The sequence below is a fragment of the Sphingomonas sp. genome, assembly GCF_029239295.1.
GTDB lineage: Bacteria > Pseudomonadota > Alphaproteobacteria > Sphingomonadales > Sphingomonadaceae > Sphingomonas.
This window is the reverse complement of the sequence record NZ_JAQZBC010000014.1, coordinates 36,062-59,430: the sequence shown is the minus strand read 5'-3', so window position 1 is coordinate 59,430 and position 23,369 is coordinate 36,062. Positions and strand designations below refer to the sequence as shown.

The window sequence follows — 23,369 nt, the reverse complement described above, 5'->3', positions numbered from 1 at the left end:
TGACGTCATTATTTTAGGTCTTTTGAGCGCCCTCTCACGTTCAATGCTTGCTCGCCGAAGCATCCCAGCATAGCGAGCCTTCCATGACCCAACGTTTTGACAAGGCGCGGTTGCCCAGCCGCCATGTGTCCGTCGGCCCCGAGCGGGCGCCCCATCGCAGCTATTATTATGCAATGGGCCTTAGTGAAGAAGAGATCGCCCGGCCGTTCGTGGCATTGGCCAGCGCTGGCAATGACAGCGCGCCGTGCAACACCACGCTGGATGCGCAGGCGGATGCGGCGCGGCGCGGGGTGGAGCAGGGGGGCGGTATGCCCCGCCGGTTCAACACCATCACCGTTACCGACGGAATCGCGATGGGTCATCAGGGGATGAAGTCCAGCCTCGTCAGCCGCGAAGTCATCGCCGACTCGGTCGAATTGTCCGTGCGCGGACATTGCTATGACGCGCTGGTGGCCTTTGCCGGTTGCGACAAATCGCTGCCGGGCATGATGATGGCGATGCTGCGCCTGAATATCCCCTCGATCTTCGTCTATGGCGGATCCATCCTGCCCGGCCGCTACCAAGGTCGGGACGTAACGGTGGTCGACGTGTTCGAAGTCGTCGGCCGGCACGCTGCGGGCGCCTGTCCGATCGAGGAGGTGCATGCGCTCGAGAAGGTGGCGTGCCCGGGGCATGGCGCATGCGGTGGGCAATATACCGCCAACACGATGGCGTGTGTCGCCGAGGCCATTGGTTTGTCGTTGCCGAACAGCAACATGGTGCCCGCGCCTTACACCACGCGCGAACAGATTGCTGTGGCCGCCGGCGCTCAGGTCATGGAGCTTCTCGCCACCAATGTTCGCCCTCGCGACATCTGCACGCGGGAGGCGTTCGAGAATGCCGCGCGTATCGTGGCGGCAACCGGTGGTTCGACCAATGGTGCGCTTCACCTGCCTGCGATGGCGCATGAGGCGGGGATTTCGTTCGACCTGTTCGATGTCGCGGAAATCTTCAAATCGACGCCTTATTGCGCCGATCTGAAGCCGGGCGGCCAATATGTGGCCAAGGACATGTATGAGGCCGGCGGCGCCTACATGCTGATGAAGTCCCTGCTCGCCGAGGGGCTGCTGCACGGAGAGTGCATGACCGTCACCGGCAAGACGCTGGGCGAGAACATCGATCAGGTGACGTGGAACCAGGATCAGAAGGTGATCTATGACGCCAAAACGCCGATCACCGCGACGGGCGGCGTGGTCGGTTTGCGCGGATCGCTGGCGCCCGACGGGGCGATCGTGAAGGTTGCCGGGATGCACCGGTTGCAGTTCGAAGGGCCCGCGCGCTGCTTCGACTGCGAGGAAGACGCGTTCCAGGCAGTCGAGCATCGCCAGATTCAGGAAGGTGAGGTCATCATCATCCGCTACGAAGGGCCAAAGGGTGGCCCGGGGATGCGCGAGATGCTGTCCACGACGGCGGCGTTGTATGGACTTGGCATGGGTGAGAAGGTGGCGCTGATCACCGACGGGCGGTTCTCTGGCGCGACGCGCGGCTTCTGCATCGGGCATGTCGGCCCGGAGGCTGCGGAGGGCGGGCCGATCGCGTTGGTCGAGGATGGCGACACGATCCGGATCGATGCGGAGGCTGGCACTATCGACCTGCTGGTGAGTGCCGACGTGCTTGAGGCACGCCGCACCGCCTGGAAGCCGCGGCAAACGGACTACGGATCGGGTGCATTGTGGCGCTATGCGCAGAACGTCGGTCCGGCGTACAAGGGAGCCGTCACGCACCCGGGAGCCGCCGCCGAACGCCATGTCTACGCGGATATCTAGCCCGCTGCTGCTGCTCATGCTCGCGGCGTGCGGTGAGCCAGCAACGGACCGTCAGCCGACGGTGACGGCACGGATCGAGTCACCGGTCCAAGCCGCCCAGCGGCCGGGCGTGCCTTGCGCGCTGGCCGGCGCGGTATCCTTCGCGGCCTCGTGCATGGTCGATCGGGCCGAGGCCGCCGGCCGGGTGGTGCTGACGATGCGCCATCCTGACGGTGGCTTTCGTCGGCTTCTGGTCACCCAGGACGGGCGCGGCGTTACTGCTGCGGATGGGGCAGATCCGGCGACGGTGGCCTTGATCGCAGGGAATCTGATCGAAGTGTCGATAGCCGATGATCGCTACCGGCTGCCCGCCACTATTCGCGGGGATGTGCGGTGATCCGTATCGAAGGACAGCCCGTCCTGACGGCGGACGAGACCCGCCGCGCAGAGGCTGACGCGATTGCGGCGGGGGTGAGCGCGGAAGAGCTGATGGCGCGCGCCGGCGCTGCGGTGGCGGAGCAGGTACGTCGCCTCACCGCCGGGGCCGAGGTGCTGGTTCTGTGCGGCCCGGGCAACAATGGTGGCGACGGCTATGTCGCAGCAGCCGCCCTGCGCCGCGCCGGATTGCCGGTACGGGTCGCGAGCATCGCTCCCGCCACCACGCCGCAGGCGAGCGCTGCTTGTGGCCGATGGGAGGGGTTGATAGAGCCGCTGGCCGAGGCGGCCCCGGCACCGATCGTTCTGGATGCGGTGTTCGGCATCGGGCTGTCGCGCCCGCTTGGCGACGCGGTCGCGGTGCCGCTGCGGCGCTTGCTCCAGGCCACGCGCATGTCGATCGCCGTGGACGTGCCAAGCGGGGTGTCGACCGACGATGGGGCGTGCCTGTCCGATTTGCCGCGGGTCGATCTCACGCTCGCGATGGGGGCCGTCAAGCCGGCGCATGTGCTTCAGCCGTCCGCCGCGCGGTGCGGGGCTATTCGGCTGCTCGAGATCGGATTGGAGGCGCGGAGCAATGCTCGCGTGTCTTCTGCGCCCGTGATCCGCGCGCCGGATGCGTCGGCCCACAAATATTCGCGCGGCATGGTGGCCGTGGTTGCCGGGGCGATGCCTGGCGCCGGCGCGCTGGCGGCAACGGCGGCGGGGCGGGGCGGCGCTGGCTATGTGCTGCTGCTGGGGAGTGCCACCGACCGGCTGCCGCACGCCATTGTCCGGCGACGGTTCACGCCCGAGGCGCTGACTGACGATCGAATCAGGGCAATTGTTGTCGGGCCGGGGCTGGGGCGCGATGACCGGGCGCGGGAGCGACTGGAGGCGGCGCTCGGCGCGGGCCGGCCGCTAGTGGTGGATGGCGACGCGCTGCATTGCATGGGCGAGCGTAGGCTGCAGGGACCGGCCATCCTGACCCCGCACGCCGGGGAATTTGTGGCCATGTTCGGCAGTGAAGCGGGGAGCAAGATAGATCGCGCCATCTCAGCGGCGCAGCGGGCCGGCTCGGTGGTCGTGTACAAGGGCGCGGACACAGTAATTGCCGCGCCGGACGGACGTGCCGTCGTCCACGATGGCGGCACGAGCTGGCTCTCGACTGCTGGAACCGGCGACGTTCTGGCCGGGCTCATCGGCGCGAGACTGGCGACGGGGCTTGAGCCAATGGAGGCGGCGGTCCAAGGGGTGTGGCTTCACACCGAGGCGGCGCGGCGCGCAGGACCTGCGTTCCTTGCCGACGACTTGGTGAACCATATCTCGCTCGCGGCAGATTTCGTCGTTTGAGCAATATCTTGTGAGTGACTGCTGTGAGTGATGTTGATGAGGTCGTGAGGGTCGCGGCGCGTGGCGAGGGCGTGACGGCCGACGGTCGCCATATACCCTTTGCAGCACCGGGCGACCGCCTGCTGCCCAACGGCGAGGTGGAGGCGGGGCCGCATCGACAGGTGCCACCCTGCCGGCACTTTCCCGAATGTGGGGGCTGCCAGTTGCAGCATCTGGACGATGCGAGCTGGAGCCAGTTCATCGTCGACCGGGTTGCCGGAGCATTGGCGTCGCAAGGACTGGAGGCAATGATCCGTCTGCCGGCCTTGTCGCCGCCGCGTACCCGGCGCCGCGCCACGCTTCATGCGGAAAGCTCAGGCCGGATCGGCTTTTCGATGGAGAAGAGCCATGCGATCGTCGACCTCACGGAATGCCATGTGCTGGCGCCCGAGCTGTTTGCGTTGGTGGCGCCACTGCGGCGCCTGATCCATGTGCTCCGCCCGCGTCGTCGGCTCGACATTCACCTCACCCTGGCAGACCAAGGCGTCGACCTGTTGATCAACGGGATCATGCCCGATGGACTGGCGGCGGCCGAGGCGATCACCGCCTTTGCCGAAGCCAATCGACTGGCGCGGATCGCCTTTGACGAGGGATATGGCCCGGAGACGCGGTGGGAGCCCGAGGCGGTGACGATCACGCTGGGTGGGGTTGCCGTTCCCCTACCGCCGGCTTCGTTCCTGCAAGCCACGCGCGAAGGGGAGGCCGCGTTGGTGGCCGCGGTGCGGGAGGTGGTCGGAGAGGCCGGAGTGGTCGCGGACCTGTTCGCCGGGCTCGGCACTTTTGCGCTGGCAATGCCGGGCCGTGTCTATGCGGCGGAGGCTGGGCGCGAGGCGATCACCGCGCTGAAGTCGGCTGCGGGGCGGGCGCATCGGTTGGTGTTCACGGAACATCGCGACCTGTACCGCCGGCCGCTGACCCCGGCGGAGCTGGACCGGTTCGGCGCGATCGTGATCGATCCGCCGCGTGCGGGTGCCAAGGAGCAGGCCGCGGCGCTGGCGAATTCAAAGGCGCCGAAGCTGGCCTATGTTTCGTGCAATCCCAGCAGCTTCGCCCGCGACGTGAAGACCATGGTCGAAGGCGGCTGGCAGATCGACTGGATCCAGCCGGTGGGCCAGTTCCGGTGGTCTACCCATGTGGAACTGGCCGCCAGCCTCAGCCGGCGCTGACGCCTCGCTTCAAATGTCCGCGGTCAGCCGGCCGTACAATTCCGGCCGGCGATCGCGGAAGAAGCCGAAGGCGGCGCGATGGCGCTTCACGCGGTCGATATCGATGGTGGCAGCGATGACGCCTTCTTCGTCACGGCCAAGCTCCGCCAGGATGTCACCGCGTTCGTCGCAGATGAAGCTGGTGCCGTAGAAGGTCTGATCATGTTCGACGCCGATGCGATTAGCGGCGACGACGGGCACGACATTCGACACAGCGTGGCCTACCATTGCGCGTCGCCATAGGCGGGCGGTGTCCAGCGACGTGTCATGAGGTTCGCTGCCTATCGCGGTGGGATAGAACAGAACTTCTGCGCCCATGAGCATCATCGCGCGCGCCGTTTCGGGGTACCATTGGTCCCAGCAGATGCCGACGCCCAGCTTCGCGCCCTTGCTCTCGGCCGGGCCGTCCCAGACCTTGAAGCCGGTATTGCCGGGGCGGAAATAGAATTTCTCTTCATAGCCCGGACCATCGGGAATGTGGCTCTTGCGATAGACGCCCTGCACCTTCCCGTCGGGGCCGATCATCGCCAGGCTGTTGTAATGGTGCGGGCCATCCGCCTCGAAGAAACTGGTGGGGATCGAGACCTTTAGCTCGGATGCGAGAGACTGCATGGCAAGAACTGCCGGATGCTCGGCAGTCGGCCGCGCGTTGGCGAACAGCCCCTCATCCTCGACCCGGCAGAAATATTCGCCCTCGAACAGTTCGGGCGGAAGGATGACCTGGGCACCGCGCGACGCCGCTTCGCGCACCAGGCGCGAGACGTTGGCGATATTGGCGTCCATGTCGGCGGAAAAGGCGAGCTGAAGCGCGGCGACGGTGATTTCGGTCATGCGCGGCCATGTAGGAGATCGCGCTACCGCCCGCCACCCTGTCGCGAACGGGCGGCCTGCGGCGCGACACCTGCGGCCTGTCTGCGGCCTGCATTCGGCCTCAACGGCAACCGAACCGGCGATGATCAGCCTGCCCCCGGCCTGTCCTGGCCAGATACCTCGGACAGGCCCATTTTGCCGCCGACGCGATCAGAAGATCGTATAGCCGCCGTCGACCGTGAACGTGTCGCCCGTGTGGAAGCGCGATGCGTCCGAGGCGAGATAGACGGCGAGACCGCCGAAATCCTCCGGCTCACCCCAGCGGCGCATCGGCACGCGGGAAATGACCTTGTCATTGAAGCGATCATTGCCCTGCGCGCGCGCGGTCATGTCAGTGGCGATCCAGCCGGGGAGGATCGCGTTGGCGCGGATGCCGTGGCGGGCATATTCCACCGCAAGGCCGCGCATCATTGGCAGCAGCGCGCCCTTGGTCGCGGCATAGGCCTGGTTGCGCGGCGCGCCATGTACGGCGGAGGTGGAGGAGGTGGCGAGCAGCGAGCCGCCGGAATCGCCGTCCTTGGCCCGCGCGACCATGTGGCGGGCGGCCGCGCGCAGCGTCCAGAACACACCGTCGAGATTGACCGCCAGGACGCGGCGCCACAAATCGGTGCTCATCGTGTCGAAGCTTTCGGCGCCTTCACCGACGCCCGCGTTGGCGGCGACGAAATCGAGCCGGCCGAAGCTGGCGATCGCGCGGTCGACGCCGGCATCGACCGCCGCCTCGTCCGCGACGTCGACCCGATCCACCAGCACCCGTGTGCCATGCGCGGACAGCCGTGCCTCCGCCGCCTCGTTCTTCGCCGGATTGTTGCCCCAGATGACCACATCCGCCCCGGCCTGCGCCAGTGCATCCGCCATGCCGATGCCGATCCCGCCATTGCCGCCGGTGATCAACGCGACGCGCCCGGTGAGGTCAAAGGGTTTATACGCCATGGTCCGCTCTCCTATTGTCTTATCGCGGACAGCCTAGCCGCGCTTTGGGGTAGGGCGCTAGGTTTCAGGGCATGGCGCATTTGGACTTGGCCAGAGGCGGCGATCCTTTCCATAGGTGAGCAATGGAGCGGGAACGGGAAGCGGCGGCCGATGATGAAGCCGCCAAGGCGTCACCCGACCGCGCGGCACGGGGGGACGAGGATATGAAGTTGGCCAAGGGCATGGCGGCGGCGGGGCTGCTGGCGATCACCTCCTCAGGCCTGGGCGCGGACGCGGTGGCGGGCCAGCCCGGCCAAGCGCAGGCGCCGCGCGCACGCGCGGCCGGGATCGAGATCGGCGTGCTGCCGGCCGGGCCGCTCAACGCGATCACCGATGTGCCGGGCATTCGCGTCGGCCATGTCACGATCGAGGAGGGCAAGGATGTCCACACCGGCGTGACGGCGATCCTGCCGCACGGCGGGAATGTGTTCCGATCGCGCGTGCCGGCGGGGTTCGTCGCCTATAACGCCTTTGGCAAATTCGCCGGATCGACGCAGGTCGTGGAGCTGGGCGAGATCGAGACGCCGATCCTGCTGACCAATACGCTGAACGTGCCGGAGGCCATGGCGGCGGCGGTCGAATGGACGCTGGCGCAGCCGGGGAATGAAACAGTCCGTTCGGTTAATGCCGTGGTGGGCGAAACCAACGACGGCTTCCTCAACGACATCCGGCGGCGGAGGGTGACGATTGCGGATGCACGTCGCGCGATCGACGCTGCGCGAGAGGGGCCGGTGGCGGAAGGATCGGTCGGGGCAGGGACCGGCACGGTGGCCTTCGAATATAAGGGCGGGATCGGCACCGCATCCCGCAAGCTGCCCGCTGCGATGGGCGGCTGGACATTAGGCGTGCTGGTACAGAGCAATTACGGCGGCGTGCTGAACATTGCCGGTGTTCCCGTCGGCCAGCGGCTGGGCCGGCATGAGTTCGCCGGGCGTGTGGAGCGGGGCACGGCGGACGGCTCCGTCGTCATCGTGATTGCGACCGATGCGCCGCTGTCGGACCGCAACCTGCGTCGCATCGCCGAGCGCGCGTTCATCGGGATCGGCCGGACGGGGTCATCATTCTCCAACGGATCGGGCGATTATGCGATCGCCTTTTCGACCCATGCGGCGGTGCGCCGCGAGGAGGGCAAGAAGGCCGAAGCGCCGGCAGCGGTGGGAGCCGAGCTGCGCAACGAGGCAATGTCGCCGCTGTTCCAGGCGGCGGCGGAGGCGACCGAGGAAGCGGTGATCAATTCGTTGTTCGCGGCGCGGACGGTGAACGGGCATCGCGGCACGGCGGAGCGGCTGCCATTGGACAAGGTATTGCCGTGGATCGCTGCCGCAGGGAATTGAGCGCGGTTCAGGTCGGACAGCCGGACAGGCGGATCGAACGGAAAGGTCCGGAAGCAGACGGTCACCGAAAACCTTGTGAATGACAAGAGGGGTGGTTCTGAGCCAGTGTTACACCTCGGAATATTGCGCGGATCTGGGGCCTATGAGAATGGCAACTTGCTGGAATTTGCGCCTGTCGCTTGCCTTGTCGGCAACGATGCTCGCGGTGCCGGCCGTTTCAAGCACGCCACCGCCACCGCCGAAACATGTGTGGATAGCCGGTGAAGTTCTGGCGGATGCAGCGATAAAAGAGCAATCGAGGATCGAACCATTTTTTGCAGAAGATGTTGTCGCCTTCTTAAATGGAGAGCGCATAGCGTCCGGCAAAGAAGAATGGCTGAGGTGGTGGTCCGACGATCGCAGTCATTTCTATGGTCGCACTTTTGGCTATAGTATGGGTCGCCACGGCAGTGGCGTCTTGATCGTCGTGGATGAACACGACACCCGTGATCATTCGACACGCCCCCCGCCTGCTGGAGGCCCGAGATGGACGACCCGCTCGACATCGTACACTTTTGGTGCGGATCGGTTGATCCACGCGGTTCAGATTGCCGAGACCGACTCGTTCCTCATTCGACCAAAGTCTTAGCAAGGCCGGTCTGGCAGAAGATGCCGATAGTGGACGATATCCTGTCCACGCGATCTCAGTCGTAAACGGTCGGTCGAGCCGATCTCCAGAGCAGACGGGCAGCATCCGTTTCCCGTGGGGAGGAACGGTTAAATTACCTCAGCGACCCGCGGCCGCCATTCGCCTGGTGCTTTCCCATCCTTGAGCCAGAGCGACATTCCGAGCCGTGCCCTGCTGACATCGTCGGGACGTGGCGGCGCAGGCCTGAGTTTTTGGCGAGTGCCCGGGTGCGTACAAGCGTTCAGGCCAGCCCAAGCGATCACTTCATGCCGCATCTTTCCGATGCGCGTGATTGCAGGCGATGATGTGGGGACCTAGGGAGCGGCCATGGCAAAGGCTGACCGGCTTGCTCGTCTCGACGAGCACAGGGCCGAACTTGAAACGGACTATGCGGCGGCGCTGGTCGCGGCATTGCGGATAACGGCCTCGGGGAAATGGGGTCTCTTCGACCACAATCGCGACCGTTCGATGCGGGCGGCGGTTGCTCCGACAGTCGACCATCTGAACGAGCTTGGCGAGGAAATTGACGGGGCGCGGACCCGATTGGGGATGCCGCCATTCGAACTTCACCAGGAGTTTGTCGCGTCTCGCGGGCCGGTCGGGCCGGAAGCGGTGGGCGAGCCGAAGCAAGCGCAGGCATGGCTCGATCGTCTCGGAGATGCCGGCGACAAGTAAGTCGTCGGTTCATCGAAGGGGATGGACGGAAGCGCAACCCACACCGGCGCTCAGGTGAGTGATGGGCGTTGCGGTGGACGTTGCGGCTTCGGGATCGTCTATGCTTGGGGTTGACCCTGCGCCTGGCCTTGCAGCCATGCGCGAAAGAGGCGCACGGCATGGGTGCGCGGCTCGGCAGGTTCGACAAGGAAGAAGCTGCGCGCTGACCGTAGCCGGTGCGCGGTGAGCGCCTTCAGACGCCCATCGTCGAGCAGACCTGATATGAGCGGCTCGATGCCGATTGCGACGCCCGCACCGCTCAACGTCCGCTCGTATAACAGTAGCGCGTCGACGTCGCGCGGCCGGGCCGCCGGCTCGTCCAACCCGGCGGCGCGGAGCCATTCCTGCCAGAACTCCGGCCGATGATCGGGCCCGAGCAGCGGATGATGCAGCACATCCGCGGGTGATGTGATCGAGCGCGGATGCGCAGCACTCCACACGGGCATGAGGTGGATCGGCAGCAACGGCGCTCTCGGCATCTCGTGATCGAGCGCCAGCCGGATCGCCAGGTCGTACTCGCCTGCGTCGAGCCGCTCAAAGGCGATCGAGGTCCGCACGTCCACCTCGATGCCGGGATGCGGGGCGCTGAATGCCGGCAGGCGGGGTAGCAGCCAGCGGGTCGCGAACGCCGGGATCGTCGTTACCCGCACGACCATGGCGTCCTGCTGCAATTCCGCCGCCGCGGCCTGGAGCCGATCAAGCACGGCGGCGGCGTGCGCGAGATAGCTGTGGCCGGCGCTGGTCAGCACCACACCGCGGGGCACACGCTCCAGAAGGCGGACACCCAGCTCCTTTTCCAGCGCGGCGATTCGGCGCGACAATGCCGGTACCGACATCGCGACACGCTCACTTGCGGCGGCAAGGCTGCCAAGACGCGCCGCCGCCACAAAGGCCTGGAGGGTGCGGGTGGAAGGGAAGTGCATCGAGGGCGACGCTAGCACCGTTGCTGACTTGCAATAAGTGGAAGGCAGCAACGCTCTTCGCAATGGTGGCGGCCGGGCGACAGTCTACCGTATCGCTTCGGCGAGCCGCGTAGCGCCGCCACTATGCACAGGTGCGACCCATGACCAACGCCACGCCGCCTTCAACCCGCCCCGAAGACCTTGCGAGCGCGCCGGGGCCGATCCCGCACCCCCAATTGGCAGCGAGCGCTCCTCATCGCGGTGTCATCGTGACCGGGGAGAATGGGGGAGAGGGGCACAAGGCGTTCTACATCCACATCGAAGCCAAGCCGGGCAAGGAAGACGAGGTCGTGCGGATGCTGAACGACATCTACGGATGCGTGCTGGACGAGCCGGCGACCGGGCCGTGGTTCGCCGTCCGTTACTCGCCCACGACGTTCGGGATCTTCGAGGCGTTTCCGAGCATCGCCGGCCGGGACGCGCATGTGGCGGGTGGAGGCGGCGATATCTTCCGCGACAAAGCGCGCATGAACGAGATTCTGTCGGCTCCCGCCCACGTGTTCCGCCTGGACATACTCCTCAATAAAGCGGGGGTCGGGATCTAGCCCTTTGGCCTGAGCGGGACGAAGCCGACGATGTTCTCTTTTGTCGCCGCGTGGCTAAGGTGAACGCTCGTTCCCCGCAGCTTCGGTCGTTTACGGGTTCATGGCTCGGCCTGGGGTGAAGGCGGTAGCGCCTCGCACAGGCGATCGGTGGCCAATGCGATGCGCGATTCGGCGGTGTCGCGGTTGGCCGGCGTGTTCTCCACAGCGCGGGTTTCGGTGTTGAAGGCGAGCAGGCTGCCGGCGCGCCGCGCTGGGCAGAGGCTGAGATAGGCGCGAAAGCCGTTCTGGTCGCCATTGTGGCCGATGAACGTCACGCCATCGCGCCCCTGGTCGACGAAGAAGGACAGGCCGCTCTGCGTCGTCGCGGCCATGCGGCCCTGCGAATAATCATCACCCGCCGGCACCTGCGGCGCCCACATTTCCTGCAGCGAGGAGCGTTTCAGGACCAGATCATGCCGCGCCGCGGCGGCGGGATCGCCGAGCAGGAAGGCGGCGTATTTCGCCATGTCCGGCATGGGGGCGTTCAGCCCGCCGTTCGACACGGTGACGCCGGTATCGGCATCGAACGGCGCCTCCACCCGCTTGCCATCGCGGATCAGATAGCTGTGCGAGCGGTGCGGCAGGAGGTGCGGCGGCGTCCGGTCGAAATAGCTGTCGTACATGCCGAGCGGACGCAGGATGTTCTTGTCGACATAGACCTCATAATCCTCGCCCGAGAGGCGTTCGATCACCTGGCCGAGATAGACGATGCCGGGATTGGAATAGCTGAAGCGGCTGCCGGGACGGAACTGGACCTTTGTGTAGGGGAGCATGGCGACGAGCTGCGACCAGCGCGCGGGCTCGAACGGTTGCCACGCCGCCTCGCGCCATGGCCAGGTGGGGCCGCCATAGCCGGCGGAATGGCTCATCAAATGTCGCAGCGTGATCGCATCGTTGCTGCCGTACGGATTATGGACGGCGGCGAGCTCGGGCACATAGCGGGTGATCGGGTCGTCGAGCGACAGGAGGCCGCGATCGCGCAATTGCATGATCGCAATGCCGGTCATCGTCTTGGTGATCGAGGCCCAGTGGAAGATCGTCCGTGCATCGACCGGCGTTGCCGTGCGCGCATCCTGATAGCCGATGTGATCGGCGACGGCGGTGCGCCCGTCACGCAGGAAATAGAAGCTGCTGCCGACGATCCCCGCCTCCGCCGCCGCCCGGCGATGCGTCTGGCGGAAGTCGGCCAGCGCGCTGTCGAACGAAGCAGGCGCGGCAAGGGCGGCGAGCGGCAGCAGCGCGGCCGGGAGAAACGCGAGAGAGGCTAGGACAATCGGGACAAATCTGGCGGGCACGCGGCGTGTTCCCTGGCGCGAGGGGGTGGGGATGCCGCCGGGGCAGCCGCGCCAGATTGCGGAGATCGCCGGGAGATGTCGAGGGGGAGGTGTACGCCGGGCGAGGGCGTGATCCGGATCGTGACCACGCTCGCAATGCCGATGATGGAGCGTCCGGTCAGGGAGCGGGCGGCTGCGGCTGGGTGGCGTCGGCGGCCAGCGTGCGTACGTCGACCCTTGCCTTCAGCCGCGCGGCGAGGAGGGCGGTGCCGCTGACCTTTCGCTGGACGAAGAGGGTTTCGACATCGGGAACGTGCCAGGTAGCGCGATCGTCGATCATCGCCTTCGCCTCGGCACGGATCACGGGGACAAAGGCGCGGTCGCCAAAGTCGAACGGGCCGGGCCGGTGGATCGTCGCGTCGACCGCCGCGATCATGCGATCGACGGCGGGGCGGTGCGCGGCAGCGGCGTCCGCACCGATGAAGCCGGTTTCGATCGCCACCTCGCGCATCCGGTCCAGATCGCGGGCGAGGCCGGCGCGGAGCAGCCGGGTATAGGCGAGCGAGGTATCGGCCGGCACGTCGCGGGTCGCGCCGAAATCGAGCAGGACGAGCCGACCGGTGTCGGGCTGCCAGCGGTAATTGGCAAAATTGGGGTCGGTCTGCATGACCCGGAAGTCGAACAATTCGCGCAGCACGAGGCTGATCAATGCCGTCATCGCCGTATCGCGCGCGGGCTGATCCGCATCGGCCAGCGCCTCGATCGGGCGCCCTTCGATGAACTCCATGGCGAGGACGCGACGGGTGGTGAGCGCAGGTTCAAGGCTGGGGACGACATAGCGATCGTCGCCCGCAAGCCGATCGCGATAGGCGCGCATCTGCTCCCCCTCGCGCAGATAATCGGCCTCCTCGCGCAGCTGGCGCTTGGCCTCCCGAAGCAGCGGCGCGATGTCCAGCGTGGCGGGCAGCAGGCTGGAGACGCGCAGCAGTGTCGCGACATTGTCGACATCAGCGTCGATGCTGTCGGCGACGCCGGGATATTGCACCTTGATGGCGAGGCGGCGGCCGTCAGGCAGCGTGGCGCGGTGGACCTGGCCGATCGAGGCGGCGGCGATCGGGCTTGCCTCAAAGCGGGCGAAGCGGCGGCGCCAGTCGGCGCCCCATTCGGCCTTCAGCACCTTGTCCAGCTGCTGCGGGGGCATGCGATAGGCCTGCTTGCGCAGCCGGGCGAGAATGGTGGAGAGCTCCGGCGGGAGCATGTCGCCCGCGTCCATGGAGATCATCTGGCCAAGCTTCATCGCCGCGCCGCGCAAATGCGACAGGCGATCGGCAACGCGGGTGGCGTTGGCCGGCGTCAGGACGAGATCGCCTAGCCTGGGGCGCTCCCCGGCGGCGAGGCGGCGCGCGCCTTCCGCCAGCATTCCGCCAGCGACCCCGCCGGCGAGCTTGCCGAAGGTGCCGAGCCGGGCGATGCGGCCCGAGGGAATGGCGCGGCCGGGGGCGTCGGGATCGAGGATGTCGTCGTCGTTCATCCCGCTAGGACTGGCGGGGGTGGCAAACGTTCCGCGTCATGGGGGCGCCACCGGCGGTAATCAGCCGGGACGTTGCGGGGATAAAGCTGGAATAGGCTGGGTGCAGGAGGCGGGGCGGCTGGTTGGCCGCCCCGCGTACCCGGCGATCAGACGTCGAGGTTGGCGACGTTGAGCGCATTGTCCTGAATGAACTCACGGCGCGGCTCGACCACGTCGCCCATCAGGCGGGTGAAGATCTCGTCCGCCACGTCGGCCTGGACGATCTCGACCTTCAGCATCGAGCGGTTGTTGGGATCGAGCGTGGTTTCCCACAGCTGCTCGGCGTTCATTTCACCGAGGCCCTTGTAGCGCTGGATCGCGAGGCCCTTGCGGCCGGCGGCGAGGATCGCCTCCAGCAGCTGCGACGGGCGGGCGACAAGGGTTTCGCCCTTGCCGATCACCAGCGTCTCATCGCCTTCACCATCGTCCTCGATCGCGCCGTCCAGCGTGCTCGCCGGGGTCGGCTCCTCGACACGATCGCCGCCCTTCAGCGAGACGAGCTTGCGCGCGTTGACGTAAAGTTCGGCATGTTCCGCGGCGAGGCCGTGGAGCTTGCGCGCCTCGGCCGAGGAAACGAACGCCGCCTCGACGATGTGGTGATCGGTCACCCCGCGCCAGAAGCGCTGGAAGTGGAAGCCGCCCTCGGTCGTCATCTGCGCCGTCCAACGCGCCTCGGGATCGCCCTGGTCGAGGCGACGGGTGACTTCGGCGAGACGCGCTGCGCGTTCGGCCGGGTCGATCAGCGGATCGAGTGCGCCGCCCAGTGCCAGCGTCTCGATGATCACAGGATCATAGCGGCGCGGCACGTAGCGCATCAGCGTGCGCATCCGGCGGGCGTGCTCGACGAGGTTGAACAGCGGTTCGCCGGTGCCGATGCCGTCCAGCGTCGTCGCCTGCGTGCCGTTGCGGACGAGGTAATCGTCCAGCGCCGCCTCGTCCTTCAGATACTCGACCGCCTTGCCGCGGGTCGCCTTATAGAGCGGCGGCTGGGCGATATAGAGGTGCCCGGCTTTGATCAGCTCGGGCATCTGACGGTAGAAGAAGGTCAGCAGCAGCGTGCGGATGTGCGCGCCATCGACGTCTGCGTCGGTCATGATGACGATCTTGTGATAGCGCAGCTTCTCGACGTTGAAATCGTCGCGGATGCCGGTGCCCATCGCCTGGATCAGCGAAATGATCTCCTTCGACGAGAGCATGCGGTCTTCGCGCACACGCTCGACGTTCAGGATCTTGCCGCGGATCGGCAGGATCGCCTGAAACTCGCTGTTGCGACCCGACTTGGCGGAACCGCCTGCCGAATCGCCCTCCACGATGAACAGTTCGGACTTGGCCGGATTCTTCTCGCGGCAGTCGTGCAGCTTGCCCGGCAGGCCGCCGATCGCGCCCATCACCGTCTTGCGGCTGGCGTCACGCGCCTTGCGCGCAGCCTCGCGTGCGGCGGCGGCGTCGATCACCTTCTGGATGATCTGGCGCGCGTTCTGCGGGTTTTCCTCCAGCCAGTCAGCCATCTTGTCGGCGAGCAGGCTTTCGAGCGGCTGGCGGACCTCGCTACTGACGAGCTTGTCCTTGGTCTGCGACGAGAATTTCGGATCAGGCAGCTTGACCGAGACGATTGCGGTCAGACCCTCGCGCATGTCGTCGCCGGTAAGGGAGATCTTCTCCTTCTTCAGCATCCCCGACTTGTCGGCATAGGCGTTGAGCGTACGCGTCAGCGCCGAGCGGAACGCCGCGAGGTGGGTGCCACCGTCACGCTGCGGGATGTTGTTGGTGAAGCAGAGGACGTTTTCGTAATAGCTGTCGTTCCACTGCAGCGCGACGTCGATGCCGATGTCATCGCGCTGGCCGGAAATGGCGATCGGCTCGGGGAACAGCGGCGCCTTGGTACGATCGAGCCACTTCACGAAGGCGGCGATACCGCCCTCGTAATAGAGCTCGACGGTCTTGGGCTCCTCATGCCGTGCGTCGGTGAGGAACAGGCGAACGCCCGAGTTGAGGAAGGCGAGCTCACGATAGCGATGCTCGAGCTTGTCGAAATCGAACTCGGTGATCTTGAACGTGGCGGGCGAGGGCAGGAAGGTGACGCGGGTGCCCTTCTGGCCCTCCGCGGCCTTGCCCACGACCTTCAGCGGGGCCACGGCATCGCCATGGGCGAAGCGCATGAAATGCTCCTCGCCGTCGCGCCAGATGGTGAGATCGAGATATTCGGACAGCGCGTTGACGACCGAGACGCCGACGCCGTGCAGGCCGCCCGACACCTTGTAGGCATTGTCGTTCGACGTGTTCTCGAACTTACCGCCGGCGTGCAGCTGGGTCATGATGACCTCGGCCGCGGACACGCCCTCCTCCGGGTGGATGCCGGTCGGGATGCCGCGCCCATTGTCGGTGACGCTGACCGAGCCGTCGGGGTTCAGCGAGATGTCGATCCGGTCGCAATGGCCGGCCAGCGCCTCGTCGATGGCATTGTCCGAAACCTCGAACACCATGTGGTGGAGGCCCGATCCATCGTCGGTATCGCCGATGTACATGCCCGGCCGCTTGCGCACCGCGTCCAGGCCCTTCAGCACCTTGATCGAGGAAGCGCCGTAGTCGTTCGAATTCTGCTGATCTGCCATGCCAAGCATATAGGCATTGCGACGCCGCAACGAAAGCAAAATGGCGCGCGTTCAGGCCGGTTGCGCGTGCGCCTGAGCCTGAGCATGGGGGAGCGGACGTTCGCGCAAGGTGAGAAACAAAACCGCCGCCACGCCAAGCGCGATCGCCGCCATGGTGAGCGCGGTATTGTAGCTGCCGGTCGAATCGAACAGTCGCCCGAATGCCGTGATCCCCGTCGCCGTGCCGAACAGCCCGATCATTACCAACAGGCCATAAAGCTCGCCAAAGGCGCGCAGCCCGAACAGGCGGGTGGCGAGATAGGGTAGCAAATCATGTTCCGCGCCGTTCATCAGCCCGGCGAGGAAGACCAGCGCCAGCATCAGCGGCAGGCCGGGGGCAGGCAGATGCAGCCCGACGAACGCGAGCGCGGAAAGGGTGGCGAAGGCGGCGGCGGTGGCTTGCGGGCGATAGCGGTCGACCAGAACGCCCATCACCAGCCGGCCGACCACCTGGCTGGCGGCAAAGGCAGTGACCAGCAGCGCCGCTGACGCCGGCGTGAGCCCGCGATCGGTGCCGAGCGGGACCAGCGAGGTGACGAGGCCGACGCTGGCGATGTTGATGAGCGCGGCAGTGGCGCCAAGCCGCCAGTAGCGGCTGTCGCGGCGGGTTTCCGCGCCGGTCATCCCCTCGACCGGGATCGTCGCCTCCGGGGCGTTCGGGTCGCGCCGGGTGGGTGCGGTCTGTTCGTGGCGCAGCAGGAACAGCACGGCCGGAAGCGCAAGCACCGCCACCATCAGGCCAAGCGCGACGAAGCCGGCGCGCCACCCGTAAGCGCCAATCACCAGCCCTAGCAACGGTGCAAGGGTGAGTGAGGAGATGGAGATGCCGGAGGTGGCGACACCCAGCGCAATGCCGCGCCGCGCGTTGAACCGCTGGGCAATCAGCTTGCCATAAACAATCGCGCTGGTGCCCGGCACGGTGAGCGCGAGGCCAAAGACGAGCAGCTGATATTGCCACAGGGGACCGGTGAGCGACGCCATACCGGCATAGACCAGCCCGAGCAGCAGCATTGCCAGGACGATGATCGCCTTCACCCCGATGCGATCGGCGAGGCGGCCGAAGAAGGGAACGGTGAGGCCGCCGAGCAGGCCGAGGCCGGCGGCAGTGGCGATGTCACCGCGGCTCCAGCCGAATTCGCCGACCGGGCCAGCGATGAACAGGCTGGACAAATTCTGGAACAGGCCGGGGCCGGTGCCAATGCCGATCATCGCCGCGACGACCACAGGCCAGCCGAGACGCCACTCGCCGGCGTGCGCCGGGCGGTGCGTGTTCCTCTCCATGAGCGGGATGGTAACGCACAAGACGGGCGCGTCCAGCGATTATACCTCAAGCGGCTGGCGTGGCAGGCGCCCAGTCCAGCGCCGCCTAGCCCAGCGCGATGCGGGTCGCGTCCTCGCCGATCGCGGCGAACAGAGCCGGCTCGGTGCCGGTCATCCACACCTGCGCATGCCCGCTGAGACGATCGAACAACGCGGCGCGGCGGGCGGGATCGAGATGCGCGGCGACCTCGTCGAGCAGCAGGATCGGCGGCTGTCCGCGCCGCGCGCCGACCAGCGTTGCATGGGCCAGTACGATCGCCAGCAACAGCGCCTTTTGCTCGCCGGTGGATGCCTGCGCGGCCGGGATCTGCTTGTCACTGTGGGTCACGAGAAGGTCGGCGCGGTGCGGGCCGACCAATGTCCGTCCGGCCGCGGCATCACGTGCACGCCCGACGGCGAGCGCGGCGAGCAGCGCGTCGCCATCACCGCTCCACCCCTCCAGCGCGAGCGCGGCGCGGGGAAAGTCGCCCGCCTCCATGCCGGCGAGTTGCGCCGACACCGCCGTCACGGCCTCGCGCCGGGCAGCATCAATCGCCGCGCCATGCTGCGCCATCTGTGCCTCCAGCGCCGACAGCCATTCGCGATCGGGGAATGGCTCGGTCAGAAGCTTGTTCCGCGCGCGCATCGCCGCGTCGTAGCGGCTCGATTCGGTGGCGTGGCCGGGCACCAGTGCGAGCGTCAGCCGATCAAGGAAGCGGCGGCGCTCGCTCGCCGGCTCGACGAAAAGGCGATCCATCGCTGGGGTGAGCCAAAGGATCGACAGCCATTCAGCGAGTGCATTGCCGGGCGACGGGGCGCCGTTGATCCGGATGACTCGGCGTTCGGGCGCGCTGGCGAGCGTTCCGGTCGCGATCTCCGTGGTGTCGTCCAAAGTGGCGGCGATCCCAAAGCCGCCGGGGCCGTCGCGGCGGGCAATGTCGCCAAGGCCAGCGCGGCGCAGCCCGCGACCCGGCGCGAGCAGGGATACCGCCTCCAGCACATTGGTCTTGCCCGCCCCATTGGGGCCGGTGAGCAGCACGAAGCCCGCTCCCGGAGAGAGCGCCAGCGCGGAATGGCTGCGAACATCGGTCAGCACGAGCCGGCGGATCATCGCCGCGGCTCTACTGTGGCTTGGGAGAAGGCGAAAGCGATCTGTTGCGCCGCCGAGCGTTCGGCCCGGCGCGCGGCCTTCGGATCAGTGGCTGCGGCGTCCGCGGACCGGGCGCGGCAGCGTTGTGGGCGCCAGCGCGACAATCTCGCTACCGGACTGCAGATCAGCGATGCGGCGGGCATAACCGGCCGCCAGGCCACGGTGCGCATAGCGCGCCTCGCAGGTCAGCGCAGACGCGGCACGGGCGACCGATACCTGATGGCGGAAATAGAGTTCGTTGAGGTCCATCGCGCGGCCTTCCATCCGTAAGCGAAAGCACGTCGGTCTCTCAGCCAGCGGCGCCTACAGATCAGAATGGCCGCGGATGAATTCTACATGGGGAGCGCGGACAATTTCGCAATGATATCGCCAGAATATACCGCCGGGCGAGGGGGCTGGCTATTTCCAACATTATTTTCTATATAGGACGAGCTACAGTCGCAAATCGAACGGTCTTTGGCGCTTTGCGGCACCTTCTTCCTTCTTTCCCTGCTGCCGCGGCACCGGACGATCCGCTCTTTGGATCGGCCAGCCAAAAATGAAGGAATAAGTACATGGCTCAGATCGGCACCGTAAAGTTTTTCAACATGGACAAGGGCTTCGGCTTCATCGCGCCGGACAATGGCGGCGCGGATGCGTTCGTGCACATTTCTGCCGTTGAGCGCGCTGGCTTCGCCACGCTGCAGCAGAACCAGCGCGTGAGCTACGAGATGGAGACGGATCGTCGCGGCCGCGCAAGCGCCGTCGGTCTCGAAGCCGCCGAGTAATTGCATGCGGGTCGGCCTGTGGCCGGCCCGCTTTCAACAGGAGCGATATCATGGCCGATGATGCCGTCACCTATCGCGCTCGCGCCGCCGTCGAGACGGCCAATGCGCAGGGCGCCACGCTCGACAATGTTCGCGAGCGATCAGAACGGGCAGCGCGGGCATGGGATGCCATGGCCGATCGCGCCGAACGGGTCAGCACCCAGCGGCTCCAACGCGAAGCCGCCACCGCGGCGCAACGTTCCGCCGAAGACTGAACCGAAACCGGTGGTCAGCGGCTGGCCTTACCAAGCTGTGCGCTGACACCACCGATGACCTCCCGGTAGCGACCGATGTGTGCTGCCGTGCTCTATGCTTCCCCCTCCATATCCGATGCCCCGCACGGGCACGCCGCATAGCGCGCGTAATGCATGGCCGGATGATGGGCGGTCACATTGCCTTTGCCGTCACCTGCGCCGAGCGAGCAACGTCTCACGTTGCGCGGCGGCAGGACGATCGGGTTCAGCAAGAAAAAAGCGGGCGGCCCATCCGGGCGCCCGCTTTTTTGCGTTTCGGTCGCTGAGGCAGCGCCGCTGCCGGTTCAGGCGGCGAGCGGCATTTGCTGTTCTTCCGACTTCTCGCGCTGCTGGCTGAGGTAGGAGGCCATTTCCTCGCCGAGTTCGGCCTGGGCGCGGCGGTACAGTACCGGCTCGGTCAGGCCCAGACGCTTGCGCGCGGCGCCGAGCGGCTCGTCCATCAGCTTCAGATAATCCTCGCCAGCCAGCCATTTGGCTGCCTTCCCGCGCTGATATCCTTCGAGCACCGCGCGGGCGAACAGCGTACCCTTGGTCACGCGCAGGCTCTTGAGCGCGGCGGCCGACCCGATGAAGGCCCAGCCGGCGCCGCCGACCTGGGCGTAGCTGAACGCGACCAGCGCCGCTTCGCCAAGGCTTTCATCAGCCTTGTAGCCGGTCAGCACGTGCCAGATGTCGTGGATGTCGCGCGTGCGGCGGCCGAACCAGGCATAGGGATGGTTGATCTCGACATTCTCATTGCCTTCGCGGCTGACCGCGACGAGGCCGTCGGCCGAATAGCCGGTGCTGTCGAGGAAATCGCGATAGGCGGCGCCGACTGTGCCCGGGGCGAAGCTGTCGACCCACGCGCGATCTGAAAAGCGTTCGGACAATTCGGCCTGCTCACGCGCGATCCGGCCACCTTCTTCGGTGCTCAGCAGCTTGGCATAGCCCCATTCGGTGCTGCCGACGTTCAGCGCGCGCATGATCCGGAAAACCTGAACGGTATCGTCACCGTTGCTCATCAGCTTCTTGATCGCGTCAAACGCAGTGTTCCAGTCACGCCGGCCAGTGCTGCCGGGGAAGGGGGGAAGCTTAGCGGCCATTGAGTTGGGCTCCTTACTGACAGGGGTGTCAATAAATGACGGCGCAGGGCGCGTCAACCGATCCCGGTGGTGGATGTACGCCGCCGCCGCCGTGATGGTTCCCGCCGTTCGGACCGGCTGGTCGGCGCCGGCGCATCGCTAGTATGAGGCGCGCCATGCCGATCGACCTCATCTGCCTCGATGCCGACGACACGCTGTGGCACAACATGCGCTTCTTCGCGGCGGCGGAGGATGCGTTCGTGGCGATGCTGGCGCCGTTCGCCGAGGCGGGGATCGCGCGCGACCGGCTGGCGGCGGTCGAGGTGCGCAACCTGCCGCTCTATGGCTATGGCGCGAAGAGCTTCACGCTGTCGATGATCGAGACGGCGCTGGAATTCGGCGCCAATGCAGACGCGATCGTGGCGGTGCTGGAGGCGGGGCGCGCGCTTCTGGCGCATCCGGTCGAGCTGCTGGACGGGATCGAGGATACGCTGCGCGCGCTGGCGGAAACGGCCCGGCTGGTGCTCGTCACCAAGGGGGATCTGTTGCACCAGGAGATGAAGCTGGCGGCATCGGGGCTGGGCGAGATGTTCCACGGCGTGGAGATCGTCAGCGACAAGAAGGAGGAGACCTTTACCCGGCTGTTCGAGCGGTATGGCGTGGCACCGGAGTACGCGCTGATGGCGGGCGATTCGATGCGATCGGACGTGCTGCCTGCGCTCGCGGCCGGCGCCTGGGCGGCGTATGTACCGCAGGAGGGCGCCTGGGCGCATGAGGTGGCAGCGCCCCCGCAGGATGCCGCCCGCTTTCGCGAGCTGGAGAGCCTGGCGGACCTGCCCGAGTGGGTGCGCGCGATCGAGGACGCTCCGCGCGGCAGCGAGGCGCAGTCCGCTCCGCTTCGCCTGTGAAACCAAGGCGTTGACGACCCCGGAAAATCGGAACAGGTTAGGTATATGAGGGTTTGAGTAGAAACGGGTGATCCCTGCAGGAGAGGTCCGATGAAGATTGTACTGGCCGCAGCCTTGCTTCTTTCCGGTGGTGGCGCCCTCGCGCAGAGTGCGACATTGGCTGTTCCCGGCACGGCGCCCGGAGCGCCCACGCCGATCGGCACCTTCGGCGGCCAGAATGATCCGTCGTTCAATCCTGCCGTTCCGAGCAGCGGCGACATGACGCCGACGATGTACCGCGAGCGGCTGGAGCGCGCGCAGATGGTGGACGCGATGTTCCCGGAACTGGGCCCGGAGCTGGCCAAGAAGAAGGTCGCCGGGTTTGACCGGCTGCGGCAGAACCAGGCGTACCGGCAGGCCGAGCGCAAGGCGCGTTGGGCGCGGATCAACGCGAGCGAGGGCAGCGGCAAGTAATCCCTTGCGGCCTGCACAGGGCGGCCGCGACGGGATGGCGCATCGCTGAGCCTTTCTCTGTGACCTCCTCTTGTCGTGGTCGCCCGGCGCGGCGACAAGGCAGCACAGAGGAGATCAACCAATGGTGCGCCGACCCGGTATTCTGATTGCTGCCCTGCTGCTGACCGGCACCGCGAGTGCGCAGCAGGCAACTGCCCCGCAGCAGACGCCCGATCCACTCACCCGACCGCTGGCGCGCGACCGTGAAGCGACGTGGCTGGCGCCGCGCGCACCCGAAAAGGTCTTCGGCACGACCTACCTGGTCGGATTCGGCGGCTTGAGCGTCGCGCTGATCGACACGGGGGCGGGGCTGATCCTGGTCGATGCCGCCTTGCCGCAAGCCGCGCCGCGCATCCTCGACAATGTTCGCCAGCTTGGTTTCAAGCCGCAGGACATCAAGTTCATCCTGAGCACCGAGCCGCATTTCGACCATGCCGGCGGGCTGGCGGCACTGGTGCGCGATACTGGCGCGACGGTGGTTGCGGGCAACCGGGCGGCCGCGGGCTTGAAGAGCGGGCGGCTGGACAAGGATGATCCGCAACTGGCCTATGATCACAGCTTTCCGCCGGTGGCCAAGGTGCGCACGATCTCGAATGGCGAGGGGCTGACGCTGGGCAAGGTGACGGTGACCGCGCATCAGACCGCGGGGCATACCGCCGGCAGCGTGAGTTGGAGCTGGCCGGCGTGCGAAGGTGCCACGTGCCGGACGGTTGTCTTCGCCTCCAGCCTCAATCCCGTCTCGGCCGACGGATATCGGTACAGCGCGCCGACCAGCGCAGGGATTCGCACCGCCTTCGCGCAGACTTACGCGACGATGAAGAAAATGCGGTGTGACATCCTGATCACCGCGCATGCGGACCAGGGTGGTGCCAAGACACGCTATCTCAGCAATCCCGGCGCCTGCCGCAGCTATGCCGAAGCGTCGGAGCGCGCGCTTGCCGAGCGTCTGCGCAAGGAGGAGGTTCGGACGGGCGGATAAAAAGCGAGGCCGGCTGGGCGTCGTGCG

General features: G+C 66.6%; 23 protein-coding genes. 13 read left to right on the top strand and 10 right to left on the bottom strand.

The window, feature by feature from the left end; genetic code table 11:
* The first annotated feature begins 83 nt into the window (after positions 1–83).
* From ilvD to K0S66_RS13295, 4 genes are all read left to right on the top strand, one after another.
* Positions 84–1,805 (top strand): dihydroxy-acid dehydratase, encoded by a 1,722-nt coding sequence (gene ilvD, locus K0S66_RS13310; protein ID WP_301075942.1) that lies wholly within the window; start codon positions 84–86, stop codon positions 1,803–1,805.
* A 154-nt stretch (positions 1,806–1,959) separates the two neighbouring features.
* The gene (locus K0S66_RS13305) at positions 1,960–2,181 is read left to right on the top strand and encodes a hypothetical protein (protein WP_301075941.1); all 222 of its coding nucleotides are present in this window, start codon (positions 1,960–1,962) and stop codon (positions 2,179–2,181) included.
* Positions 2,178–3,551, top strand: coding sequence for an NAD(P)H-hydrate dehydratase (locus K0S66_RS13300; RefSeq protein WP_301075940.1), 1,374 nt, complete (start codon positions 2,178–2,180; stop codon positions 3,549–3,551). Before K0S66_RS13305 ends, K0S66_RS13300 begins: the two co-directional genes overlap by 4 nt.
* 23 nt (positions 3,552–3,574) lie before the next feature.
* On the top strand, positions 3,575–4,756 hold the full coding sequence (locus K0S66_RS13295) for a class I SAM-dependent RNA methyltransferase (protein ID WP_301075965.1): 1,182 nt from the start codon (positions 3,575–3,577) through the stop codon (positions 4,754–4,756).
* Positions 4,757–4,765: 9 nt separating this feature from the next.
* Here K0S66_RS13295 and aguB read toward each other — a convergent pair whose 3' ends face one another.
* The gene (gene aguB / locus K0S66_RS13290; RefSeq protein WP_301075939.1) at positions 4,766–5,626 is read right to left on the bottom strand and encodes an N-carbamoylputrescine amidase; all 861 of its coding nucleotides are present in this window, start codon (positions 5,624–5,626) and stop codon (positions 4,766–4,768) included.
* 189 nt (positions 5,627–5,815) lie between these two features.
* Positions 5,816–6,598 carry an SDR family oxidoreductase gene (locus K0S66_RS13285; protein WP_301075938.1) on the bottom strand — a complete coding sequence of 261 codons (783 nt, stop codon included), beginning with the start codon at positions 6,596–6,598 and terminating at the stop codon, positions 5,816–5,818.
* Between the two features lie 221 nt (positions 6,599–6,819).
* Here K0S66_RS13285 and K0S66_RS13280 point away from each other — a divergent pair, with 221 nt between their 5' ends.
* From K0S66_RS13280 to K0S66_RS13270, 3 genes are all read left to right on the top strand, one after another.
* Entirely contained in the window at positions 6,820–7,971 is a 1,152-nt protein-coding gene (locus tag K0S66_RS13280) for a P1 family peptidase (RefSeq protein ID WP_301075964.1), read from the top strand.
* Between the two features lie 166 nt (positions 7,972–8,137).
* Positions 8,138–8,599 carry a hypothetical protein gene (locus tag K0S66_RS13275; RefSeq protein WP_301075937.1) on the top strand — a complete coding sequence of 154 codons (462 nt, stop codon included), beginning with the start codon at positions 8,138–8,140 and terminating at the stop codon, positions 8,597–8,599.
* 366 nt (positions 8,600–8,965) lie between these two features.
* Positions 8,966–9,313: a hypothetical protein gene (locus K0S66_RS13270; protein WP_301075936.1), complete on the top strand. Its 348-nt coding sequence runs from the start codon at positions 8,966–8,968 to the stop codon at positions 9,311–9,313.
* Between the two features lie 98 nt (positions 9,314–9,411).
* Here the strand turns inward: K0S66_RS13270 and K0S66_RS13265 are convergent, their stop codons facing one another.
* Complete coding sequence (locus tag K0S66_RS13265; protein ID WP_301075935.1) at positions 9,412–10,275, bottom strand: LysR substrate-binding domain-containing protein; 864 nt, start codon at positions 10,273–10,275, stop codon at positions 9,412–9,414.
* Positions 10,276–10,415: 140 nt separating this feature from the next.
* Here K0S66_RS13265 and K0S66_RS13260 point away from each other — a divergent pair, with 140 nt between their 5' ends.
* A complete protein-coding gene (locus K0S66_RS13260; RefSeq protein ID WP_301075934.1) occupies positions 10,416–10,859 on the top strand; it encodes a hypothetical protein in 444 nt (147 codons plus the stop codon).
* 98 nt (positions 10,860–10,957) lie between these two features.
* Here the strand turns inward: K0S66_RS13260 and K0S66_RS13255 are convergent, their stop codons facing one another.
* The 6 genes from K0S66_RS13255 to K0S66_RS13230 all read right to left on the bottom strand — a co-directional run bounded on the left by K0S66_RS13255 (position 10,958) and on the right by K0S66_RS13230 (position 19,106).
* Positions 10,958–12,193 (bottom strand): serine hydrolase domain-containing protein, encoded by a 1,236-nt coding sequence (locus K0S66_RS13255; RefSeq protein WP_301075933.1) that lies wholly within the window; start codon positions 12,191–12,193, stop codon positions 10,958–10,960.
* 157 nt (positions 12,194–12,350) lie between these two features.
* On the bottom strand, positions 12,351–13,703 hold the full coding sequence (locus K0S66_RS13250) for an AarF/ABC1/UbiB kinase family protein (protein ID WP_301075932.1): 1,353 nt from the start codon (positions 13,701–13,703) through the stop codon (positions 12,351–12,353).
* Between the two features lie 146 nt (positions 13,704–13,849).
* A complete protein-coding gene (gyrB, locus tag K0S66_RS13245; RefSeq protein WP_301075931.1) occupies positions 13,850–16,354 on the bottom strand; it encodes a DNA topoisomerase (ATP-hydrolyzing) subunit B in 2,505 nt (834 codons plus the stop codon).
* Between the two features lie 51 nt (positions 16,355–16,405).
* Positions 16,406–17,674: an MFS transporter gene (locus K0S66_RS13240; protein ID WP_301075930.1), complete on the bottom strand. Its 1,269-nt coding sequence runs from the start codon at positions 17,672–17,674 to the stop codon at positions 16,406–16,408.
* 85 nt (positions 17,675–17,759) lie between these two features.
* Positions 17,760–18,803, bottom strand: a complete 1,044-nt coding sequence (recF, locus tag K0S66_RS13235; RefSeq protein WP_301075929.1) for a DNA replication/repair protein RecF — start codon at positions 18,801–18,803, stop codon at positions 17,760–17,762.
* Positions 18,804–18,887: 84 nt separating this feature from the next.
* Positions 18,888–19,106 carry a hypothetical protein gene (locus K0S66_RS13230; RefSeq protein ID WP_301075928.1) on the bottom strand — a complete coding sequence of 73 codons (219 nt, stop codon included), beginning with the start codon at positions 19,104–19,106 and terminating at the stop codon, positions 18,888–18,890.
* 290 nt (positions 19,107–19,396) lie between these two features.
* On the opposite strand from K0S66_RS13230, the gene K0S66_RS13225 reads away from it, so the two are divergent.
* Together K0S66_RS13225 and K0S66_RS13220 are read left to right on the top strand one after the other, a co-directional pair.
* Positions 19,397–19,609 carry a cold-shock protein gene (locus K0S66_RS13225; RefSeq protein WP_301075927.1) on the top strand — a complete coding sequence of 71 codons (213 nt, stop codon included), beginning with the start codon at positions 19,397–19,399 and terminating at the stop codon, positions 19,607–19,609.
* A gap of 50 nt (positions 19,610–19,659) precedes the next feature.
* Entirely contained in the window at positions 19,660–19,863 is a 204-nt protein-coding gene (locus tag K0S66_RS13220) for a hypothetical protein (protein ID WP_301075926.1), read from the top strand.
* 323 nt (positions 19,864–20,186) lie between these two features.
* Here K0S66_RS13220 and K0S66_RS13215 read toward each other — a convergent pair whose 3' ends face one another.
* Positions 20,187–20,984: a Coq4 family protein gene (locus K0S66_RS13215; protein WP_301075925.1), complete on the bottom strand. Its 798-nt coding sequence runs from the start codon at positions 20,982–20,984 to the stop codon at positions 20,187–20,189.
* A 155-nt stretch (positions 20,985–21,139) separates the two neighbouring features.
* Between K0S66_RS13215 and K0S66_RS13210 the strand changes: the two genes are divergently transcribed.
* The 3 genes from K0S66_RS13210 to bla all read left to right on the top strand — a co-directional run bounded on the left by K0S66_RS13210 (position 21,140) and on the right by bla (position 23,342).
* Positions 21,140–21,871 carry an HAD family hydrolase gene (locus K0S66_RS13210; RefSeq protein WP_301075924.1) on the top strand — a complete coding sequence of 244 codons (732 nt, stop codon included), beginning with the start codon at positions 21,140–21,142 and terminating at the stop codon, positions 21,869–21,871.
* Between the two features lie 90 nt (positions 21,872–21,961).
* A complete protein-coding gene (locus tag K0S66_RS13205; protein WP_301075923.1) occupies positions 21,962–22,324 on the top strand; it encodes a hypothetical protein in 363 nt (120 codons plus the stop codon).
* Between the two features lie 121 nt (positions 22,325–22,445).
* The gene (gene bla / locus K0S66_RS13200; protein ID WP_301075922.1) at positions 22,446–23,342 is read left to right on the top strand and encodes a subclass B3 metallo-beta-lactamase; all 897 of its coding nucleotides are present in this window, start codon (positions 22,446–22,448) and stop codon (positions 23,340–23,342) included.
* The last annotated feature ends 27 nt before the right edge of the window (positions 23,343–23,369 follow it).

What these genes read in the sequence shown, in the direction of transcription:
- ilvD (WP_301075942.1), top strand. Translation starts at nt 84, where the DNA reads ATGACCCAACGTTTTGACAAGGCGCGGTTGCCCAGCCGCCATGTGTCC.
- K0S66_RS13305 (WP_301075941.1), top strand. Translation starts at nt 1,960, where the DNA reads ATGGTCGATCGGGCCGAGGCCGCCGGCCGGGTGGTGCTGACGATGCGC.
- aguB (WP_301075939.1), bottom strand. Translation starts at nt 5,626, where the DNA reads ATGACCGAAATCACCGTCGCCGCGCTTCAGCTCGCCTTTTCCGCCGAC.
- K0S66_RS13285 (WP_301075938.1), bottom strand. Translation starts at nt 6,598, where the DNA reads ATGGCGTATAAACCCTTTGACCTCACCGGGCGCGTCGCGTTGATCACC.
- K0S66_RS13280 (WP_301075964.1), top strand. Translation starts at nt 6,820, where the DNA reads ATGGCGGCGGCGGGGCTGCTGGCGATCACCTCCTCAGGCCTGGGCGCG.
- K0S66_RS13270 (WP_301075936.1), top strand. Translation starts at nt 8,966, where the DNA reads ATGGCAAAGGCTGACCGGCTTGCTCGTCTCGACGAGCACAGGGCCGAA.
- K0S66_RS13265 (WP_301075935.1), bottom strand. Translation starts at nt 10,275, where the DNA reads ATGCACTTCCCTTCCACCCGCACCCTCCAGGCCTTTGTGGCGGCGGCG.
- K0S66_RS13260 (WP_301075934.1), top strand. Translation starts at nt 10,416, where the DNA reads ATGACCAACGCCACGCCGCCTTCAACCCGCCCCGAAGACCTTGCGAGC.
- K0S66_RS13250 (WP_301075932.1), bottom strand. Translation starts at nt 13,703, where the DNA reads ATGAACGACGACGACATCCTCGATCCCGACGCCCCCGGCCGCGCCATT.
- gyrB (WP_301075931.1), bottom strand. Translation starts at nt 16,354, where the DNA reads ATGGCAGATCAGCAGAATTCGAACGACTACGGCGCTTCCTCGATCAAG.
- K0S66_RS13240 (WP_301075930.1), bottom strand. Translation starts at nt 17,674, where the DNA reads ATGGAGAGGAACACGCACCGCCCGGCGCACGCCGGCGAGTGGCGTCTC.
- recF (WP_301075929.1), bottom strand. Translation starts at nt 18,803, where the DNA reads ATGATCCGCCGGCTCGTGCTGACCGATGTTCGCAGCCATTCCGCGCTG.
- K0S66_RS13230 (WP_301075928.1), bottom strand. Translation starts at nt 19,106, where the DNA reads ATGGAAGGCCGCGCGATGGACCTCAACGAACTCTATTTCCGCCATCAG.
- K0S66_RS13225 (WP_301075927.1), top strand. Translation starts at nt 19,397, where the DNA reads ATGGCTCAGATCGGCACCGTAAAGTTTTTCAACATGGACAAGGGCTTC.
- K0S66_RS13220 (WP_301075926.1), top strand. Translation starts at nt 19,660, where the DNA reads ATGGCCGATGATGCCGTCACCTATCGCGCTCGCGCCGCCGTCGAGACG.
- K0S66_RS13215 (WP_301075925.1), bottom strand. Translation starts at nt 20,984, where the DNA reads ATGGCCGCTAAGCTTCCCCCCTTCCCCGGCAGCACTGGCCGGCGTGAC.
- K0S66_RS13210 (WP_301075924.1), top strand. Translation starts at nt 21,140, where the DNA reads ATGCCGATCGACCTCATCTGCCTCGATGCCGACGACACGCTGTGGCAC.
- K0S66_RS13205 (WP_301075923.1), top strand. Translation starts at nt 21,962, where the DNA reads ATGAAGATTGTACTGGCCGCAGCCTTGCTTCTTTCCGGTGGTGGCGCC.
- bla (WP_301075922.1), top strand. Translation starts at nt 22,446, where the DNA reads ATGGTGCGCCGACCCGGTATTCTGATTGCTGCCCTGCTGCTGACCGGC.